Source organism: Polaromonas sp. P1_G2 (genome assembly GCF_056405515.1).
In genome coordinates this window covers 1-430 of record NZ_JBFUBY010001282.1, presented here as the reverse complement: position 1 = coordinate 430, position 430 = coordinate 1, and the positions used below count along the sequence as shown (strand labels likewise).

Below are 430 nucleotides of genomic sequence, written 5' to 3'. Positions count from 1 at the left end.
GGCGATCTCGTAGCGATTGTCATGCCGCTGCAGCCCCAGCTGCCCGACATTCTTGGCCCCGCTTTCGAGATAGGAGGTGACGATGTTCCACCCCACCCTGCCCTTGCTGTGATGGTCGGCGGTGGCGATGCGGCGGGCAAACGTATAGGGGTGCTCGAACGACGTCGACGCGGTGCTGCCGATGCCGAGATGTTCGGTCGCCAGCGCGATCGGGGCTGCGAGCTGCAGCGGATCGTTGACCGGGATCTGCGCCGCCTGCTCGATCGCGTGGTAGTTCGAGCCCTTGTAGACGTCGTAATAGCCGATCACGTCGGCAATGAAGATGCCGTCGAAAATGCCGCGCTCCAGCGTCCTGGCGAGATCCTGCCAGTAATCCAGGTCCTTGTACTTCCACGACTTGTCGCCGGGATGCGCCCAGAGGCCGGGAGAC

At 63.5% G+C, this 430-nt stretch carries 1 protein-coding gene; it reads right to left on the bottom strand.

The window, feature by feature from the left end; translation table 11 throughout:
- Positions 1–430, bottom strand: a 430-nt coding sequence (locus AC1D0P_RS30150) for an LLM class flavin-dependent oxidoreductase (protein WP_477680089.1), incomplete at both ends; no start/stop codon positions are given.